This is a genomic window from Bradyrhizobium sp. SOJA106 (assembly GCF_059448745.1).
On record NZ_CM182549.1, the window covers coordinates 8,064,525 to 8,083,320 of the forward strand.

Sequence of the window (18,796 nt, forward strand, 5' to 3'; positions counted from 1 at the left end):
ACCTCACCGAAAAACCTCGTCACCTGCCGCGACGGCACCGGGAACGAGATTTCGGAGAACACCCCCAACGTCCTGAAGCTCCATCGCTGCCTGCGCAAGACCGACAGGACGCAACCGCGGCAGATGGTGTTCTGCGATCCCGGGGTCGACCCGCCGGCGGAGACCCGTAAACACCACCGCGCGCCCGTTAACCGTCCATTAACCAACGCAGCCTAGCCTGCGGTAATCGTCCAGCCATCATTAGCTCGAAATGCCTTCCCGGTTCGCTCCAGGAGAAGTGCCGATGTGCGTTGCGTTGTTGACGTATGCTGATCTCAGTGCCCGCCTGAATATCTCGCGCGAGGCCGCGCGGTCGCTGGCGAGACGCCGCCGGTTGCCGCGCTCGCGGTCGGATGACGGCAAGACGCTGGTGAGCGTCGATCTCGCCGAGCTCCGCTACACGCCCCGCCCGCGCCGGGCCCGCCCGGCGGACCACATCGATGCCTCGATGGCAAAGATCGAGGCGTCACCCGAACCGGTCTCCGCTTCGCTCGAAAACGCTCTAGATTCTTGTTCTGACGCGTTCTCCCTGCGCGAACCCGCCGCCACTTCGCGCGAAAACGCTATGGAGATCGAGGCCCTCAAGGCGGAGGTTGCGCGGCTCGAAGAGGTCGCAACCGCCTACAGGGCCGTGTTCGAGCGCGAGCGTGAGCGCGCCGATCGGCTGGCCGCCGAGCTGATGCAGGCGGCGGCCGAGACGGCGGCAGCCAATGCGTGGGCGGCACGACTGGAAGACGAAGTGGCGGACTTGCGGAGCGGTCGCCGCCCTGGCGGCGGGATCGCGGGACAGGCCGCGCTTCGATTGGGACATCTGGCCGCTGCGATCGTGCAGGCAGACCGCGCGGCTCGCAGGTAGCACTTGAACCTTTACCCATTCCCGGCCGCCGGAGCAAACGCGAGGACAGAATGACTGACATCACCGACATCCGCGAGATGAAGGCCCGCATCGTCGTGTTCGGCGTCGGCGGCGCCGGCGGCAACGCCGTCAACAACATGATCACGGCCGGGCTGCAAGGCGTCGAGTTCGTCGTCGCCAATACCGACGCGCAGGCGCTTGCCATGTCCAAGGCGACGCGCCTGATCCAGCTCGGCACCAATGTCACCGCAGGGCTCGGCGCCGGCTCGCAGCCCGAACTCGGACGCGCCGCGGCCGAGGAGGTCATCGATACGATCCGCGAGCATCTGACCGGCGCGCACATGGTGTTCGTGACGGCCGGCATGGGCGGCGGCACCGGCACCGGGGCCGCGCCGATCATCGCCAGGACCGCGCGCGAGCTCGGCATCCTCACCATCGGCGTCGTCACCAAGCCGTTCTACTTCGAGGGCCAGCGCCGCATGCGCTTTGCCGAAGCCGGCATCGAGGAGCTGCTGAAGACGGTCGACACCCTCCTGATCATCCCGAATCAGAATCTGTTCCGCGTCGCCAGCGCGAAGACGACGTTCGCCGATGCCTTTGCCCTTGCCGACCAGGTGCTCTATTCGGGCGTCGCCTGCATCAGCGACCTCATCGTCAAGGAAGGCCTGATCAACCTCGATTTTGCCGACGTTCTCTGCGTGATGCGCGAGAAGGGCAAGGCCATGATGGGGCGGGGCGAGGCGTCCGGCGAGAAGCGCGTGCTCGCGGCCGCCGTGGCGGCGATCTCCAATCCGCTGATCGAGAACCCCTCGATCAAGCGCGCCAGCGGCCTCATCATCTCCATCACCGGCGGCAAGGATCTCATGCTGTACGAGGTCGACGAAGCCGCCACCCGCATTCGCGACGAGGCCGACCCGGACGCCAACATCATCGTCGGCGCCTCGTTCGACGAAAGCCTCGAAGGCATCGTCCGCGTCTCGGTGGTGGCGACCGGGATCGACAATGTCGACCCGGCGCACGAGGCGCCGGCGGTGGAAACCGCGCTCACGCAGCTTGCCGGCCGGCTGCGCAACGACGGCCGCCGCATCGCCGATCGCATCGAGCGCAGTGCTGGCCTTCCGCACGTGGACAGCCCGCCGCTCCGTCCGCAGCCGCATAACCCAGTGGGGCCACCGGCAAGGCCGAATCCGGACTATGCGCGCCAGGCGACGCCGCAGCCGCTCGATCCTTACGGCCGATCATCCCCGCGCAACATGGCCGACGAAAGCATTCTCGACATCCCGGCCTTCCTGCGCCGCGCCGCCAATTGAGCGTGTCGCTACTAGGCGGCTCCAGAGCGCGATGAGATCAAGTTCGGTCCTCTGTCAGAGGTCCACCTCTGCCAGCGGGGAGAAGTCGGATCGCGCCTAGCGATGCGAAGGGGGCCGCTACGCTCAGTGAGACCGTATCTCTCTCCCGCGGATCGCATCTTTCGATGCGCATCACCCTCTCCCCTTGTGGGAGAGGGTGGCTTCGCGATAGCGAAGCCGGGTGAGGGGTTCTCTCCGCGCGTGAGGCTGTGGGTTCGTGGAGAGATACCCCTCATCCGGCGCCATAGCCGAAGCCTCGCTTCGGCGTTCTTAGGAACGGCGGTCGAAGGCCGCCTATGCCACCTTCTCCCACAAGGGGAGAAGGGAAAGCAGGCCACTCGCCACGTTCACGCGGCCGTGCTGCGCGGGTTCTCCGCGGCTTCCCTTTTTTCCGTCTCCTTGTCGCGAGACAGCCAGGCCGGAAAGCGAAGCAGGCGATCGCCCGCCTCTTTTGGCGGCTCGATGGGCGCCTCACTGGCCGAGCTCGGGAGGTCCAGCACGGCGTGTCCTGTTCGCACGGCGTCCGCCCGCTGGTCCAGCTCACGCAACAGGGGATCGAGCACGGTGTCGATTTCGGTCGCCACCGACACCAGGAAGCTCTTGAGCTCGCCCGCCTCGGGCACCACGGCCGAGGCCTGCTCGATCGCCTTGGAGAGGCCGTCGACGACAGGCGTAAACGCGCCGGCGGCTTGCATGATTCGGGTTTTTATCGCTTCGATTTCGCCGAGGACGCGATCACGCTCCCGCCTGTTCTTCTCCTCCGCAAGGCGGGCTTCGATCTCGGCGATCTGAGCCGTCAAGGTGGTGGCTTCGGATGCGAGTGCATCGCGTCTTGCGCGCGCGCGATCGAGATCGCGGCTGAGATTGTCCACTAGATCGTCCTTCCCGAACATTGCTTTGCTCCGTAGGACAGCCGTGGCGCGAACCGCCAGCCGCTCAAGCGAGCCAAAGGCTGGACCGGCCGAAAAAGGCAGCAATTGCGGTCGCGTCACATGGGCCGACATGGTGACCCCCAGTCGTCCCCATTAGGCGCCGGCATGGTTAATGACTGGTTAATGTCAACAGATGATGCGGGGCGACATGCGGCCCCATTGCCGGCTTCGTCTCCTCGCTGCCATCCAGTTCCGCTATACTCGCCCAGGTCGCATCAGCCGGAGGCGCATCCGATGGACCAGGCGCACGACACCGACCGCAAAGCCGAGCCGAAAAACCTCGTCATCTGCTGTGACGGGACCGGCAACGAGATTTCGGAGAACATCTCCAACGTGCTGAAGCTCTATCGCTGCCTGCGCAAGACCGACAAGACGCAGCCGCGGCAGATGGTGTTTTACGATCCCGGGGTCGGCACGGTGACGGAGCCGACGACCTGGAACCGCTGGAAGGCCAACATCAACCTGGTGCTGGGGCTCGCCACCGGCTACGGGCTCGACGAGAACGTGCTGTCGGCCTATTGCTTCCTGATCGAGCATTACGCGCCGGGCGACCGCATCTATCTGTTCGGCTTCTCGCGCGGCGCCTACACCGTGCGGGTGCTGGCGGGGCTGATTCACAAGATCGGCCTGATCTCGCCGGAGCAGGCGAACCTCGCAGGCTCGGGCCTCGTCGCCTACAAGCAATATTCCGGCACCGGGCGCGGCAACGACATCTCCGACCTGCAGGACGTCACGGTCGACGACCAGGGGCCGCTGCCGAAGGACACGTTCGACCTCGCCGCGCAGTTCGCGCGCATCACCTCGACGCGCTGGCCGACCATCCACTTCATCGGCGTCTGGGACACGGTGGCGAGCGTGATCGTGCCGCGGCGCGACAATTTCTTCTTCGTGTTCAGCTTGGAGGAGCTCGCCTTCACGCTGCGCAATCCCAGCGTCAAGATCTTCCGGCAGGCGATCGCGATCGACGAGCGGCGCTGCATGTTCCGCCTGAAAGAGTACGAGGAGCCGCAGGAGTTCTGGCGCAACCGCTATGTGCCGGACGAGAAGAAGGAGCAGCAGGACATCCTGCAGGTGTGGTTCGCCGGCGTGCATTGCGATGTCGGCGGCGGCTATCCGGAGGCGGAGAGCGCCGAGTCGAAATATCCGCTTGTGTGGATGATCGAGGAGGCGGCGAAAGCGGGCCTGAACTTCAACCCGCGCACCGTGAACCAGCTCGCCTGGGGCGTGCCGCGCAAGAACTCGCCGTTCAAATACGTCGAGCCGGCTTACACCGGCAAGGCGGGCGCGCTGCACAATTCGATGACGGCGGCCTGGCGCGTGCTGGAATATCTGCCGAAGAGCGCGAAGTACAAGGAATGGCCGGAGCGGAAAGTGTTTGCCGGCTTCTACATCCCCGATTGCGAGCCACGCGTCATCCCCGAGGGCGCGCATGTGCATGAGAGTGTGCTGAAGCGGATGGCGGTGGAGCCGGACTACCGCCCGGTGAACCTGCCGAAAGCGTACATCACCGTGCCGATGCCGGTGCCCCCGCATGCGGACGGGGCGGTGCCGGAGCACGTGGCGTGAAGGCTCTTACCCTCCCATGGAGGGGGGAGGGTGCGCACCTCGCTACCGCCGGTTTCTCCATTGGCCGCCACTTTTCGTTAAAATTCTCCGGCCCGCCTTAGCGTCATCGCATCAACTCCTCTGCATCATCCTGCACAGAGCCCGCCTTAAGCAGCGGAATTGGAGGAGATGTGCCAATGCATCCGCGCAAGTTCGTCCGCGTCAAACCCGCAGGCCTCGTGTCCCGCCAGGCCAAGATCATCACCGACCCGCGCGCGCCGGTCATCAACTGCACGCTGATCGACTATTCGCCCGGCGGCGCCTGCGTCGATCTCGGCGGGCAGGTGAAGATCCCCGATAGGTTCGAGCTCTTGCACGTCAACACCAAGAAGCGCTGCCGCATCGCCTGGAAGCGCGGCACGCGGGTGGGTGTGGTGTTTTGAGATAGCGAGCCGCGCCGCTTACCCTCCCCTGGAGGGGGAGGGTCGGTCGCGCGCAGCGCGAGCGGGGTGGGGTGATCTCTCCATTCGGGCAGTCCTCGTGGGGAGAGATCACCCCACCCCGCTGCGCATTCCGCTTCGCTCCATGCCCAGCGACCCTCCCCCTCCAGGGGACGGTAAGTGCCATCTACTTCCGCATCCTCGCCTTCGTGCCCGCCACGATCTGCATGGCGACGCCGGCGATCCAGCCGAGCAGAGCGAGCCAGGTCCAGGCGATGTGGGGCTCGAGCCGCAGCACGATCACGGCGACGGAGGCGAGCGCGGTGATGGTGGCGCAGAGCGTGCCGGCGGCGCTCAAGAATTCCGCGGCGTCGATATGGCTGTGCGCGTCGTCGAAGGGAAGCTGCGGCGTGTCGATACCGAGATAGAAGCCGACGAAGCCCAGCAGCATCATCGTCAGCAGGAAGCCCTGCGTGGTGAGGTGCGCGATCGACGAGCCGACATAGGCGCCGACGAACAGCCCGCACGCCGCGCCTGCCATCGCAAGGCCGACGCGCTCGAACACATGGGCGGTCTTCCGGACACGAAACCGCATGGGCGGGCCTCCGTGATGTCCCCGGTAAGGTTAGGCCAGTTTTGCGGACCGCGAAAGCCGAGGAGTTTTACGGATGCGTGAGGTCGCGAGATGGTGAGGCGGACGACGGGCGCCACATAGTCCGCCGTCGACCCTGCGAAAGCAGGGACCCATAACCACAGGAAGCAGTTTTGCGAGGACTCGAAATGAAGTTGTCAACGCGCGTTTGCGCCTCATCGCGCCTCACTGCGCCTTCACCGCGCCCCGAACGTCGTCCTCCCAAACAGCGCCTTCTGCGTCGAGGGCTGCGAGCGCCAGTATTGCGGCGGGGCTTCGACTTCGCCGCCGAGTTCGGCGGCGGCGTGCCAGCCCCAGCGCGGGTCGTAGAGCATGCCGCGGGCGAGCGCGACCATGTCGGCCTTGCCGCTGGCGACGATGTCCTCGGCCTGCTTCGGGTCGGTGATGAGGCCGACCGCGATGGTCGGCAATCCGGTCTCGCGCTTGATGGCCTCGGCAAACTGCACCTGATAGCCCGGGCCGAGCGGAATCTTCTGTAGCGGCGAGACGCCGCCGGAGGAGGCATCGATCCAGTCGATGCCGCGCGCCTTCAGCGCGCTCGCGAACTCGATGGTCTGACCAAGGTCCCAGCCGCCCTCGACCCAGTCGGTCGACGACACCCGCATGCCGACCGGCTTGTCGTGCGGCACGACGGCGCGCACCGCGTCAAAGACCTCGAGCGGGAAGCGCATGCGGTTCCGCAGGCTGCCGCCGTATTCATCGGCGCGCTTGTTGGAGATCGGCGACAGGAACTGGTGCAGGAGATAGCCGTGCGCGCCGTGCAGCTCGATCGCGTCGATGCCGATACGCATCGCGCGCTTTGCCGAATCGACGAAGGCATCGCGGATACGCTTGAGGCCCGCGGCATCCAGCGCCAAGGGCTCGGCCTCGCCCTCCTTGTGCGGCACCGCTGATGGCGCCACCGTCTGCCAGCCGCCGTGCTCGACCGGGATCAGCTGGCCGCCGTCCCAGGGCCGCGCGCTCGACGCTTTGCGGCCGGCATGGGCGAGCTGCATTGCCACCGCGGTGGAGGAATGCTTGCGCACGGAAGCGAGGATCTGCTTCAGCGCGGCCTCGCAGGCATCGCTGTAGAGCCCGAGGCAGCCCGGCGTGATGCGGCCGATCGCCTCGACATGGGTCGCCTCGATGCAGAACATCGCCGCGCCCGACAGGCTGAGATTGTTGATGTGGGTGAAGTGCCAGTCATTGGCGACGCCGTCATCGGCCGAATATTGGCACATCGGCGACACCACGACGCGGTTCTTCAACGTCAGGCCGCGCAGCTTGATCGGGGAAAACAGGGCGCTCATGCGGGGAGTTCCGGGGGATGGAGGGATGGAAGCGATTGCATGAAGTTTAGTCGGTGGATGGCGAATTGCGAGTTGCGCGGGCGGCATGGCGGCTAGCGGCGGCATGCATTGCGGGTGTCATGTGGTCAATGAGAACACCGTCGCCACAAACTCGGCGCGCCTACTCCACCAGCGTGAACTGCAGCAGCAGTGTCCGTTGCAGCAGCGAGAAATTGTCGTCAGACACCAGCGTCAGCACGGTCTCGCCCTCGGCGGTGACGTGGGTGTCGATGCCTTCCATGTTGTCGATCTCGTGGCCGAGATCGGCGGCGAACAGCGCGGGGCCGTCGACCACCGCGCCAGGCGCGATGGACTTCAAGGGAATCGACCGGATGCGGATGTTCACGCCGGTGAACCAGGAGAATTTGCGCTCGAGGATGAGGAACTCGCCGCTGGGCAGCAGCACGGCATCGCTGATGTCGAACTTGTCGGTGCGGCGCACGCCGAACTGGCCGGGCGTGGGACCGCCGATCAGGAACGCGACCAGATTGCCGTCGGCATCGAGTCCGCGCTCGGAGAAGGCGATCAGGGTGCCGGCCAGCGGCTGGCCTTTCGGCACGAAGACCAAAGCCTCCAGCCCCTTGTTGGTCGGCAGCTTGCGGATCGCCGCCGGCGTCGGCACCACCTCGCCGCGCGCCTGCGTACCGCCCTTGGCGAAGTCGAAGCGCATGATCTGGTTGACGCGCTCGAGCCCGACATAAAAGACACTGCCGTCACGCGCGAGCGACTCGGTGTCGTACCAGTAGCGCGTCTCGGTGATCGGCCTGCCTGCCGCATTCAGCATCGGCGCCGCCTCGACATTGTCGAGCGCGACCATCTTGCCGCTGGAATAACGGATGCTGCCGGTGAACCAGCTGCCCTGGTCGGACAGCGCGAGGAAACGCTCGCCCTTGCTATCGAGAAAACGGAGCGCGGACAGGCCGCCGAAACCGCGATGCGGCGAGGTCAGCACGAGGCCGCTGCGATATTCCAACGATCCGAAGCGCACGCGCGAGCGGTCGCGTGGCTCGAACGAGGGGATCTGCCGCGCATTCACCTCGATGCTGACGGGCGCGGTGACGGCGTGCTCGACTTGCGCCGGGCGAGGCGCCGGCTCGGTCGTGGCCTGCGCCTGCGCCAATCGGGGCAGCGTGAGGATAGAACATCCCGCCGCCGCGTGGCCAAGAAAGCTGCGGCGGGATGGCTGCGTGCTCACGAATGCAATTTGCGTCGCGGGCGACCGGCCGGCTGGGTTGGTGCGGTGTTGGTCTCGCTGAAGAGCTCGGCGAGCTTCTCGGTGATGGCGCCGCCGAGTTCTTCCGCGTCCACGATCGTCACCGCGCGGCGATAGTAGCGCGTGACGTCATGGCCGATGCCGATCGCGATCAGCTCGACCGGCGAGCGGGTCTCGATCTCCTCGATGATGTGGCGCAGGTGCCGCTCGAGATAGTTGCCGGCATTGACCGACAGCGTGGAATCGTCGACCGGCGCGCCGTCCGAGATCATCATCAGGATCTTGCGCTGCTCGGGCCGGCCGAGCAGGCGCTTGTGGGCCCAGTCCAGCGCCTCGCCGTCGATGTTCTCCTTGAGCAGACCCTCGCGCATCATCAAGCCGAGATTCTTGCGTGCACGGCGCCAGGGGGCGTCGGCGGACTTGTAGATGATGTGGCGGAGATCGTTGAGGCGGCCGGGATTGGCCGGCTTGCCGGCGGCAAGCCACGCCTCGCGCGATTGCCCGCCCTTCCAGGCGCGCGTGGTGAAGCCCAAAATCTCGACCTTGACGCCGCAACGCTCCAGCGTGCGCGCCAGAATGTCGGCGCAGGTGGCGGCGACCGTGATCGGGCGTCCGCGCATCGAGCCGGAATTGTCGAGCAGCAGCGTGACGACCGTGTCGCGGAACGTCGCCTCCTTCTCGTGCATGAAGGACAGCGGGTGATAGGGATCGGTGACCACGCGCGACAGGCGCGCGGGATCGAGGATGCCCTCTTCGAGGTCGAACTCCCAGGCGCGGTTCTGCTGCGCCATCAGGCGGCGCTGCAGCCGGTTGGCGAGGCGGGCGACGATGCCCTGCAGATGCGCGAGCTGCTTGTCGAGATAGGCGCGCAGGCGCTCCAGCTCGTCATGGTCGCAGAGGTCTTCGGCGGAGATGACTTCGTCGAATTTCGGCGCGAAGGCGTGGTATTCCGGTCCGCGCGGCTCGTTCCTGCCGTGCGCGTTCGGACGCGTCGCCTCGCCCGGCGTCTCGTCGTCGCCGAGCTCGCCGTCGTCGAAGGTGTCGGAGGTCGAGGCCTGCGCGCTTTCCATCGCGCTCTCGCTCATCTCCTCGCTGGAGGCCTGCGCCTGGTCGGCGCTCATCTCCTGGGCGGCATCGGAATCGGGCGAGCCTTCGGCACCGGACTGATCGTTGTCGCCGTCCTGGTTCTCGTCGTTCTCGTCATTGTCCTCGCTGTCGGCGCTGCGCTCGTCGCCGAGCTCGAGCGCCGAGAGCAGATCGTGCACGGCATCGCCGAACCGGGTCTGGTCCTCGACCACGCCGTCGAGCCGGTCGAGCCGCTTGCCGATCTTGTCCTCGAGGATAGGCCGCCAAAGATCGACCATCTTCTTGGCGGCCGTCGGCGGCGCCATGCCGGTCAGGCGCTCGCGCACCAGCATCGCCAGCGCATCGGCCAGCGGCGCGTCGGCGCGGTCGGTGATCTCGTCGAATTTGCCACGGTGGAAATGGTCGTCGAGCATCGCGGTGAGGTTTTTGGCAACACCGGCCATACGGCGTGCGCCGATCGCCTCGACGCGGGCCTGCTCGACCGCCTCGAACACGCCGCGCGCCTGCGGATTGCCGGGCATCAGCTTGCGGTGCACCTTGGGATCATGACAGGCGAGCTTGAGCGCAATGGAATCGGCGTGGCCGCGCACGATCGCCGCATCGCGCTTGGTCAGTTTCCGCGCCGGCTCCGGCAGCCGCGCCTTGCCGGGGGCAAGGCCGGGGCGCTCGGCGGCGAACGAGACATCGAGCTCGGGCGATTTGGCGATCGCCTTGAGGCAGGAAGCCACCGAGCGCTTGAACGGCTCGGTCGGCGCTTCCTTCGCGTTCCGGAATTTGGAGTTGGAGGTGGTGCTCATCTCGATCTCACCGTCGTCCCAAGCTCACTTGAGCTGTCGTCCCGCGAACGCCGGGACCCATAACCACAGGACGTCGCTTGGCGAAGGGTGGCAACTGATAGCTCGCGCAACAACCACGGCCTGTGCTTCTCGCGACGAGCGCAAGCGCTCGCGCGGGGATCCCGGATCTGCGCTCCGCCCTGGACAACGCTTCGCGTTGCCAAGAGCTGGGCTTGTCCGGGACGACATCTCACACCTCAGCTCAGCGCCACGTTGACTGCCGATTCCGGCAGCTCCGCATTGAAGCAGCGCTGATAGAACTCGGCGACCAGGGGACGCTCGAGCTCGTCGCACTTGTTGAGGAAGGTGACGCGGAACGCGAAGCCGATATCGCCGAAGATGTCGGAGTTTTCCGCCCAGGTGATCACCGTGCGCGGGCTCATCACCGTCGACAGATCGCCATTGGCGAAGGCGTTGCGGGTGAGATCGGCAAGGCGCACCATCTTGTTGACGATGTCGCGGCCTTCCTGGGTGCGATAGTGCTTGGCCTTGGCCAGCACGATCTCGACTTCCTCGTCATGGCTGAGATAGTTCAGCGTGGTGACGATCGACCAGCGGTCCATCTGACCCTGGTTGATCTGCTGGGTGCCGTGATAGAGGCCCGAGGTATCGCCGAGGCCGACCGTGTTGGCGGTCGCAAACAGGCGGAACGCGGGATGCGGCTTGATCACCTTGTTCTGGTCGAGCAGCGTCAGGCGTCCGGAGACTTCGAGCACGCGCTGGATCACGAACATCACGTCCGGGCGGCCGGCGTCGTATTCGTCGAACACCAGTGCGACGTTGTTCTGCAGCGCCCAGGGCAGGATGCCGTCACGGAATTCGGTGACCTGCTTGCCGTCGCGGACGACGATCGAGTCCTTGCCGACGAGGTCGATACGGCTGATGTGGCTGTCGAGGTTGACGCGCACGCAGGGCCAGTTCAGGCGGGCGGCGACCTGCTCGATATGGGTGGATTTACCGGTGCCGTGATAGCCGGTCACCATCACGCGGCGATTGCGGGCAAAGCCGGCGAGAATGGCGAGCGTGGTGGCGCGGTCGAAGCGATAGTCGGAATCGACTTCGGGCACATGAGGATCGACTTCGGAATAGGCCGGCACTTCGAGATCGCTGTCGATCCCGAACACCTGGCGCACCGACACCTTCATGTCGGGCAGACCGGAAACTTCCTCAACTTTGGACATGGCGGCGGTCGTCATCAATCCTCCGAGGTCCCGGGCGGTCCCGAAACCGGTTATTCGCACGTTGGCTGCGGCTGGGTGCTGAAAATCAACCTATCAGAGACAACGAGCCGGCAGAAGCCCGCGCGCCAATCAAAGTTCCGTCGTCTTTTCATTTAGATAGGTCAGGAACGCAGTTTTTGGAGGGCTGCCTTGCGAATCATGCCGAATTTCGCGCCGGGACGGGTGCCATGACCGCGAGAATGGCACTTTTACCACCCGTCCTTACTTGTGTAGGGTCCCGCCCCCCGGGGTGAACCCAAGTCCAACCGACCGCCACAGAGACGACGTGACGTCCTTTCTCGATCCGCTCATCTCCTTCGTCTCAGTCCATGCGTGGCTGGCCTATCTGACCCTGTTCCTGGCGGCGCTGCTGGAAGCCGTGCCGGTGGTGGGATCGGTCATTCCGGGCTCGACCATCATCCTGGCGCTGAGCGCCCTGGTTCCGGGCGGTGAGCTGAAGCTGCAATGGGTGCTGCTGGCGGCCGCGCTCGGCGCCGTGCTGGGCGACGGTTCGGCCTATTGGATCGGGCACCGGCGCCAGCGCGAGATCCTCACCGCCTGGCCGCTGACCAATTACCCGCGCGTCGTCGCCGAGAGCGAAAGCTTCTTCGAGCGCTTCGGCACCTGGGCCGTGTTCTTCGCCCGCTTCGTGCCGCCGATTCGCGCCTTCGTGCCGGTGACCGCCGGTGCGCTCGGCATGGCGCCAGCACGGTTTTACGTGGTGAATATCCCGGCGATCCTGGCCTGGGCCCCGGCGCATGTGCTGCCGGGCGTGCTGGCGGTGTCGGCCTTCCACCAATATTTCGGCGTGCCGCACCACGGGCATCCGTTCAAGCACATGTGGATCTTAACGGTGGTCGGCGTTGCGATCGTGGTGGGCGTGGCGCTGTGGATCTATCGCCGGCGAAATGGTGGCGGTGTCGCGACGGTGAAGCCGCGAGCTTAGATTTTACCCTCCCCTTGAGGGGGAGGGTCGGCGCCCGTTGAGCGCAGCGAAACGGGCGACGGGGTGGGGTGATCTCTCAGCACGGGCAGTCTTCGCGTGGAGAGATCACCCCACCCCGCTCGCGCTTCGCGCGATCGACCCTCCCCCTCCAGGGGAGGGTAAGAGCCGGGCCTGCATGTTCGGGACGCGCGTTGCGCGTTCCTCACCATGAGGGTCTAGCTCTTGGACTCCGCGCCTGCCGCCCGCCTCCCCGGTGCCGGCCCGACATACCTCGCCCTTGGCCTGATCAACTTCCCGAACTGCAATTGCTCGCTGGCATGGGCGATCCAGCCGACGCTTCGCGCCATCGCGAACAGGGCGAGCTCGCTGCCGGCAGGCAGCCGCAGCGCATGCACGAGCACAGCCAACGCGTAATCGATATTCACGAGCTCGCCGGTCGCCTCGATGATCCGCTCCGGCACTTCGCGGGTGAATTTTCGCGGCGCGCCGGCGCGGGCCAGTGCATTCAGCAGCGATTGCGCGCGGGGATCGCCGCGCTTGTAGACGCCGTGGCCGAAGCCGGCAAAGCGCTCGCCGAGCGCGACGCGCTCGCGCACCATGGGCTCGACGTCGCGGTCGATCAGCGTCTTGACGAGCTGCGAGGCCAGCACGCCGGCGCCGCCATGCTTGGGGCCTTTCAGCGCGGCAAGGCCCGCAATCACTGAATCATAGAGGTTGAGGCCCGTGGACGCCGCACAGCGCGCGGTGAAAGTCGAGGCGTTCAATTCGTGATCGGCGAGCAGCACGAGCGCGCGGCGGATCAGATCCGGCGCGTGCTTGTTGTCCGCCGCCCAGGCGCGTCCGACCTGCTGGTGCAGCGGCTCCGCCGACGGCTCGGCATTGAGTATGGTCGCAACCAGCAGCCGGAGGATGCGTGCGCCGACCATGGCGCGGCCATCCGGGGCGCGGGTGAACGCACGAGGATCGGCGCTGGCGGCGAGCGCCAGCACGGCAATGGCGCGATCGATCGGCGCGGCGCGGCGCGCAGCTTCCGCGATCGCGCGCATCTCGTCGGAAATCTCTGGCTGATTGTCCGGCGCGAAGGGATCGACGTCGGAGACGTCCCACAGCAGCGTCGCGGTGTGCTCCAGCGTGTCATTCTCGGCGAGATCGACGCAGTTCACGCCACGGTAGATGGCGCCCTCCTCGGTGATGGTCGATATCTCCGTGTCCATCACCGGCAGATCGGCATCGAAGCTGCGCAGGCCGCGCGGCTCGGGCGATGGCACCCGGCGCTCCTTCAGCGCGCGGACGTCCTCGGCGCGGTAACGGTTCTTGCGCGAGTCTGGCGTCGGCTCGGAGCGGATCAGGCCGCGGCTGACATAGGCGTAGAGCGTGGCTGGCGAGATCGCGAGCTCGGCCGCTGCTTCGCGGGCGGAGAGGTAGAGTTCCCTGGAATTTTTCATATTGATTTATGTAATCAAGATTGATCAATCCGTCGAGGGGCCTGATGTTTTCTTCTGTGCAGCGCAAAAAGGGAGATTTGGGTCATGAACATCCACCTCACCAAAAGTCAGATCGGGCTGGACGGCATTCCTGCGGCCGAGACCGTGCTGAGCCATGTCGATGGCGAGCGGGGCGAGCTGATCATCGCCGGCGAGCATGTCGGCCGCCTCGCCGCCGTCTCGAGCTTCGAGGGCGTCACCGCCCGCCTCTGGAATGGCGCCAGCAAGACCACCCTCACCGAGGCCAATGTGCGGGCGAGCCTGGGCGCGGCGCGCGAGCGCGCCTTCGCACGGCTGCCCCAATTGCTCGCAGCGAGCCAAGGCATGGGCATCGTCGACGGGTTTCGTGCGGCGGTCGCGGGGCTGCGCGCCGAGCCCGGGCTCGAGCACGAGGCCACCATCGTCGGCGCGTTTCCGGTGATCGCGGGCGCGCTGGTCCGGCGCGCGAAAGGGCTCGATCCGGTCGCGCCCGATCCGGACGTGAGCCACGCCGCCGATACGCTGCGCATGTTGCACGGACGCGCGCCTGCCGCGCGGGAGGTCACCGCGCTCGATGCCTATCTCGTCACCGCCAGCGACCACGGCATGAACGCCTCGACCTTCACCGCGCGCGTCGTTGCATCGACGCAGGCCGATCTGTTTGCCGCCGTCACCGCCGGCTATTGCGCGCTGACCGGCCCGCTGCATGGCGGCGCGCCGGAGCCGGTGCTGGAAATGCTGGACGCCATCGGCAGGCGCGAGCGAATCCAGCCCTGGGTGGACGCGGCGCTGGCGCGCGGCGAGCGGATGATGGGCTTTGGTCACCGGATCTATCGCGTGCGCGATCCGCGCGCCGACGTGCTCAAGACCGCGGTCGAGGCGCTGGCGTCCAACGGCACCGATCTGCCGTTCGCCGGCGAGGTCGAGGCCTATATCCGCGCCGCCCTGCGCAAGAAGAATCCGGAGCGGCCGCTGGAGACGAATGTGGAGTTCTTCACCGCGATCCTGCTCGATGCGCTGGCGATCCCACGACAGGCCTTCACGCCGATCTTCGCGGTGGCGCGCAGCGCAGGTTGGACCGCGCATGCGCGGGAGCAGCAGCGCACCGGGCGACTGATCCGGCCGAGTTCGTCCTATGTCGGGGTGATGCCGGAGGCGTGAGACCGCCAGGGAACCAAAAGGAAAGGCGACAGCGGAGCTGCGCTCCGCTGTCGCACCCGAAGTCCTGATCTACGGCAGCTGGAGGAGCCGGTACGTCTCAGACGAGCACCTTGGAACATCCGCGCGTCCAGCGCATTGCCTGATCTGGCCCCGCAGAGGAATGCAATGCTGGACTTGTTTGGACAAGCGGACGAGGCCAGGATTGGCGAGATCGCCGCCGGCCATGCGGCAAGCCGGCTCGAAGCGGGAGCCGATTCCGAGAGGCGGTTCCGGGACCTGCTCCAGGCGCTGCCCGCCGCCATCTACACGACCGACGCGACGGGCCGCATCACTTTCTTCAATCAAGCTTGCATCCACTTTGCCGGACGTACGCCGAAAATCGGCGAGATGTGGTGCGTGACGTGGAAGCTCTATCTCCCCGATGGCACGCCGCTCCCCCACGACGAATGCCCGATGGCCGTCGCGCTCAAGGAGAACCGGCCGGTGCGCGACGTCGAGGCTGTGGCCGAACGGCCGGACGGCTCCCGGATCTGCTTCATGCCATATCCGACGCCGCTGCGCGACGGGCGCGGTCAACTGGTTGGCGCGGTGAACATGCTGGTCGACATCACCGCCCGCAAGGAAGCCGAGCAACGGATGATGCTGCTCACATCCGAGGTCGACCATCGCGCCAACAATCTGCTTGCGGTGTCTCAGGCCATGCTGCGGCTGACCAAGGCCGATACCGCAGAGGAATTTCGGGCCGTCTTTGCGGGCCGGCTCAGCGCCCTTGCCAACGTGCAAAGACTGTTCTCGGCGTCGCGCTGGACCGGCGCTAATCTGAAAACCATCGTGGAAGAGGAGCTCCGGCCGTACGCAAGCCCGGACGGCGAGCGGATCAGCATCGCGGGAGAGGAGGTCCATCTGCCGCCGACGCTGGCGCAGTCGATCGCAGTCGCGCTGCACGAGCTGGCGACCAACGCCGCCAAATATGGCGCGCTGTCGATACCTTCGGGCCGGCTGGAGATCCGCTGGGAGACCACGGGCACAGAATCTCTCGTGCTGCACTGGTCGGAGAGCGGCGGTCCCCGGGTTGACGAGGCGCCGAAGCGCAAGGGCTTCGGAATCGGCGCGGTCGACGGCATCGTCCGGATGTTGCAAGGACGGGTGACCCGGCAGTGGCGCCCGGAAGGACTGGTTTGCGAATTGTCCCTGCCGGAAGCGTCGATGAGAGCGCGATGAGATTGGGATGCAGCGTCGTCGCGCTTCACCTCGTTGCTTGAGCACGATCCTTCCGGAAGACCTCACGGTTTTCCGGATCCCGCCCTACGCCTCGCGCACCACGGTCTTCAGATAATTATACGCCTTGATGATCTCGATCAGGCGATCCTCGGTCGAGCGGTCGCCGCCGTTAGCGTCAGGGTGGTGCTGCTTGACCAGCGCCTTGTACTTGGTCTTGACGTCGGCGAGCGTGGCGTCGGGGCCGAGGCCCATGACCTGGAGCGCCTTGCGCTCGGCGTTCATCACCTTGCGCGTCTCGGCCTTGGGCTGCGCGTCGGGGCCCTTGCGCCAGCTGGCGCGGCCGTTGATCTCGCTGAACATGCTGAATGGATCGAAGGCGCCGTCGATCTCGGCTTCCGATCCCTTCTTGACGCCGCCATTGGCGCCCATCTTCCAGGTCGGGCGGTGGCCGGTCAGCGCATCCTTCTGATAGCGCGCGACCGCGTCAGCATTCATGCCGGAGAAGAAATTGTAGTTCTGGTTGTACTCGCGCACGTGGTCGAGGCAGAAGTGCCAGTACTCGCGCTGGTTCTCGCGCCCCTTCGGCGCACGGTGCGAACCCTTGTTCTGGCATCCGGCCCATTCGCAAGCGACCACGGTCTCGCGCGGCTTCGCTTCCGGCTGCTTGCCGCGCGGCTTGACGCGAATGGAGTCGAAGAACTTTGATGAATCGATCGGCATGGCTGACTTTGACTACGCAATGCAAAAACCTTCAAGTCTTGACATTGCAATTAGGACGAAACCCCGCAGCATTTCGGCGTTTTCAGAACGGCCGCCGGCGGCATTGACGGGGTGCGATCGCGTACCTTAATGGCACTCATGGTCATGAAAGATACTATCAGCAACAAGTTGCAGGAAGCTTTCACGCCGGAAAGCCTGCGGGTCGTCGACGAGTCACATTTGCATGAGGGCCACGCCGGCCATCGGCCAAGCGGCGAGACGCACTTTCGCGTTTATATCGTATCTGAAGCCTTCAAAGGGAAGAGCCGGGTCGACCGCCACCGCATGATAAATTCGGCGCTGGCCGCGGAACTTTCCGGCAGCGTTCACGCGCTCGCGATCCACGCGCAGGCGCCGGGGGAAAATTAGCTCCGTCATTCCGGGGCGGCTCGAAGAGCCGAACCCGGAATGACGATCCAAGAAGGACTTAAAACGACGTCCCCGCCCGCCTCGGCTTCGCCTCTTCCATCTCGGCCTCGCGCGGCACCGGTGAAATACGGAGCGCGGTGATGCGGTTGCGTTCGCGGCGGAGGACGCGGAAACGGAAGCCGTGAAAGGTAAAACTTTGGCCGCGGTCGGGGATCGAGCGCGCCTCATGAATGACGAGGCCGGCAACCGTGGTTGCCTCTTCGTCGGGCAGATGCCAGTCCATGGCGCGGTTGAGATCGCGGATCGGCACCGAGCCGTCGACCACCACCGAACCATCTGGCTGGGCGCGCACGCCGGCGACGACGACGTCGTGCTCATCCGAGATATCGCCGACGATCTCCTCCAGAATGTCTTCCAGCGTTACGAGGCCTTCGACCTCGCCATATTCGTCCACCACGAGCGCGAAATGGGTCTTGCGGCGGCGGAAGGCCTTCAGCTGCTCGGAGACGGGGCGCATCTCCGGCACGAACCAGGGCGGCAGCGCAATGGTGGAGACGTCGATGCGCGAGGTGTCGCCGTCGGAGGCGCGGATCGCACGCAACAGGTCCTTGGCGTGGAGCACGCCGATGATGTTCTCCGGCTTCTCGCGCCACAGCGGGATGCGGGTGTATTCGGTCGCCAGCACCTCGCGTACCAGCTCTTCCGGCGGCAGGTCGGCGTTGATCATCATCATCTCGGTGCGATGGATCATGACGTCGGAGACCTGGAGCTCGCGCAGGTCAAGCAGGCCGCCGAGCATGTCGCGGTCCTGCTTCTCGACCTTGCCCTCGTGATGCAGGAGGTCGACCGCGCCGCGCAGGCGCTCGGTCGGCGACAGGATCGCCTGGTGCTCGCCGGCAAGGCCGAACAGGCGCATCAGGACACGCACGATGACTTCGACGATTCTGAGCAGCGGCCCCAGCACATACATCGTCAGCCGCATCGGGCGCGCGACCGCGAGCGCGATGCGGTCGGGCGCGTTGATGGCGATGGTTTTCGGTAGCACCTCGGCGAAAATCACGACCAGCGCGGTCATGACGCCGGTGGCATAGAGCACGCCGACATCGCCGAACCAGGAGGTGAAGATGCCGGTGGCGAGCGCGGAGGCGCCGATATTGGCGATGTTGTTGCCGAGCAGCAGCGCGCCGATCAGGCGCTCGCGCATGTCGAGCAGCTCAGAGACCACGTCGGCGTCGTGATTGCCCTGCTTGGAGAGCCTGAGCATGCTGGCGCGCGAGGCGCCTGTCAGCGCGGTCTCGCTCGCGGCAAAGAAGCCCGAGACCAGCAGGCAGATGATGACGATGGTGAAGCCGAGCCAGTCCATGCACCACTCGAAAAAATG

At 65.9% G+C, this 18,796-nt stretch carries 17 protein-coding genes and 1 pseudogene; 9 read left to right on the top strand and 9 right to left on the bottom strand.

What is annotated here, in order from left to right; genetic code table 11:
- The 3 genes and pseudogenes from AC5V87_RS38110 to ftsZ all read left to right on the top strand — a co-directional run.
- A pseudogene (locus AC5V87_RS38110) lies at positions 1-192 on the top strand (phospholipase effector Tle1 domain-containing protein); the annotation flags it as partial.
- A gap of 91 nt (positions 193-283) precedes the next feature.
- On the top strand, positions 284-895 hold the full coding sequence (locus AC5V87_RS38115; protein WP_495369529.1) for a hypothetical protein: 612 nt from the start codon (positions 284-286) through the stop codon (positions 893-895).
- Positions 896-945: 50 nt separating this feature from the next.
- Positions 946-2,205, top strand: a complete 1,260-nt coding sequence (ftsZ, locus tag AC5V87_RS38120) for a cell division protein FtsZ (RefSeq protein ID WP_495369530.1) — start codon at positions 946-948, stop codon at positions 2,203-2,205.
- A 386-nt stretch (positions 2,206-2,591) separates the two neighbouring features.
- Here the strand turns inward: ftsZ and AC5V87_RS38125 are convergent, their stop codons facing one another.
- Entirely contained in the window at positions 2,592-3,248 is a 657-nt protein-coding gene (locus AC5V87_RS38125) for a nucleotide exchange factor GrpE (protein WP_495369531.1), read from the bottom strand.
- A 162-nt stretch (positions 3,249-3,410) separates the two neighbouring features.
- Between AC5V87_RS38125 and AC5V87_RS38130 the strand changes: the two genes are divergently transcribed.
- Together AC5V87_RS38130 and AC5V87_RS38135 are read left to right on the top strand one after the other, a co-directional pair.
- On the top strand, positions 3,411-4,742 hold the full coding sequence (locus AC5V87_RS38130) for a T6SS phospholipase effector Tle1-like catalytic domain-containing protein (RefSeq protein WP_495369532.1): 1,332 nt from the start codon (positions 3,411-3,413) through the stop codon (positions 4,740-4,742).
- A 176-nt stretch (positions 4,743-4,918) separates the two neighbouring features.
- On the top strand, positions 4,919-5,164 hold the full coding sequence (locus AC5V87_RS38135) for a PilZ domain-containing protein (RefSeq protein ID WP_235541726.1): 246 nt from the start codon (positions 4,919-4,921) through the stop codon (positions 5,162-5,164).
- A gap of 184 nt (positions 5,165-5,348) precedes the next feature.
- Here AC5V87_RS38135 and AC5V87_RS38140 read toward each other — a convergent pair whose 3' ends face one another.
- The 5 genes from AC5V87_RS38140 to cobS form a co-directional block, all read right to left on the bottom strand.
- Complete coding sequence (locus tag AC5V87_RS38140; protein ID WP_456842039.1) at positions 5,349-5,756, bottom strand: hypothetical protein; 408 nt, start codon at positions 5,754-5,756, stop codon at positions 5,349-5,351.
- 233 nt (positions 5,757-5,989) lie between these two features.
- The gene (locus tag AC5V87_RS38145; RefSeq protein WP_495369533.1) at positions 5,990-7,102 is read right to left on the bottom strand and encodes an NADH:flavin oxidoreductase/NADH oxidase; all 1,113 of its coding nucleotides are present in this window, start codon (positions 7,100-7,102) and stop codon (positions 5,990-5,992) included.
- A gap of 160 nt (positions 7,103-7,262) precedes the next feature.
- Positions 7,263-8,336, bottom strand: a complete 1,074-nt coding sequence (locus tag AC5V87_RS38150) for an esterase-like activity of phytase family protein (protein ID WP_495369534.1) — start codon at positions 8,334-8,336, stop codon at positions 7,263-7,265.
- The gene (gene cobT / locus AC5V87_RS38155; RefSeq protein ID WP_495369535.1) at positions 8,333-10,237 is read right to left on the bottom strand and encodes a cobaltochelatase subunit CobT; all 1,905 of its coding nucleotides are present in this window, start codon (positions 10,235-10,237) and stop codon (positions 8,333-8,335) included. Before cobT ends, AC5V87_RS38150 begins: the two co-directional genes overlap by 4 nt.
- Before the next feature lie 236 nt (positions 10,238-10,473).
- Positions 10,474-11,472 (bottom strand): cobaltochelatase subunit CobS, encoded by a 999-nt coding sequence (gene cobS, locus AC5V87_RS38160; RefSeq protein WP_018643488.1) that lies wholly within the window; start codon positions 11,470-11,472, stop codon positions 10,474-10,476.
- A gap of 310 nt (positions 11,473-11,782) precedes the next feature.
- Here cobS and AC5V87_RS38165 point away from each other — a divergent pair, with 310 nt between their 5' ends.
- Entirely contained in the window at positions 11,783-12,442 is a 660-nt protein-coding gene (locus AC5V87_RS38165; RefSeq protein WP_456842035.1) for a DedA family protein, read from the top strand.
- A 215-nt stretch (positions 12,443-12,657) separates the two neighbouring features.
- Here AC5V87_RS38165 and AC5V87_RS38170 read toward each other — a convergent pair whose 3' ends face one another.
- The gene (locus tag AC5V87_RS38170; protein WP_495369536.1) at positions 12,658-13,887 is read right to left on the bottom strand and encodes a citrate synthase; all 1,230 of its coding nucleotides are present in this window, start codon (positions 13,885-13,887) and stop codon (positions 12,658-12,660) included.
- An 84-nt stretch (positions 13,888-13,971) separates the two neighbouring features.
- Between AC5V87_RS38170 and AC5V87_RS38175 the strand changes: the two genes are divergently transcribed.
- Both AC5V87_RS38175 and AC5V87_RS38180 read left to right on the top strand, forming a co-directional pair.
- Positions 13,972-15,066 (top strand): citrate synthase/methylcitrate synthase, encoded by a 1,095-nt coding sequence (locus AC5V87_RS38175; RefSeq protein WP_456842033.1) that lies wholly within the window; start codon positions 13,972-13,974, stop codon positions 15,064-15,066.
- Positions 15,067-15,231: 165 nt separating this feature from the next.
- Positions 15,232-16,287, top strand: coding sequence for a sensor histidine kinase (locus tag AC5V87_RS38180; RefSeq protein WP_495369537.1), 1,056 nt, complete (start codon positions 15,232-15,234; stop codon positions 16,285-16,287).
- An 84-nt stretch (positions 16,288-16,371) separates the two neighbouring features.
- Here AC5V87_RS38180 and AC5V87_RS38185 read toward each other — a convergent pair whose 3' ends face one another.
- A complete protein-coding gene (locus AC5V87_RS38185; RefSeq protein WP_456842031.1) occupies positions 16,372-17,007 on the bottom strand; it encodes a J domain-containing protein in 636 nt (211 codons plus the stop codon).
- 138 nt (positions 17,008-17,145) lie between these two features.
- Between AC5V87_RS38185 and AC5V87_RS38190 the strand changes: the two genes are divergently transcribed.
- Positions 17,146-17,415, top strand: coding sequence for a BolA family protein (locus AC5V87_RS38190; protein ID WP_456843508.1), 270 nt, complete (start codon positions 17,146-17,148; stop codon positions 17,413-17,415).
- Positions 17,416-17,473: 58 nt separating this feature from the next.
- Here the strand turns inward: AC5V87_RS38190 and AC5V87_RS38195 are convergent, their stop codons facing one another.
- A complete protein-coding gene (locus AC5V87_RS38195; RefSeq protein ID WP_456842030.1) occupies positions 17,474-18,778 on the bottom strand; it encodes an HlyC/CorC family transporter in 1,305 nt (434 codons plus the stop codon).
- Positions 18,779-18,796: the final 18 nt, after the last annotated feature.